General features: G+C 30.7%; 1 protein-coding gene. It reads left to right on the forward strand.

The window, feature by feature from the left end:
- The coding region (locus V7083_RS21885) for an MmcQ/YjbR family DNA-binding protein (RefSeq protein WP_335482050.1) at positions 1-200 on the forward strand (200 nt) is incomplete at its 5' end.
- Positions 201-264: the final 64 nt, after the last annotated feature.

The raw sequence follows: 264 nt of genomic DNA on the forward strand, positions 1-264 counted from the left end.
ATGTGAAATGTGAACCCGGTTTTTTGGATTATTGGCGTCAGAAATATAAGTCGGTAGTTCCGGCATTTCATCTTAATAAGGACCATTGGAATTCGATAATTCTTGATGGTACTGTTCCAAAGGAAGAAATTTACGAGATGATAAAACAAAGCTATATATTAACTAAAAAAAGTAATAGTAAAGTTAATTTCAAAAAGTAAAGGCATTAATTGAGCAGGGAGCATTTATGCCTTTTTCTATGGAACTTACTATTATTGTAAAATA

Source organism: Bacillus sp. JJ1764 (genome assembly GCF_036962145.1).
In the GTDB taxonomy this organism is placed as follows: domain Bacteria; phylum Bacillota; class Bacilli; order Bacillales; family Cytobacillaceae; genus Neobacillus.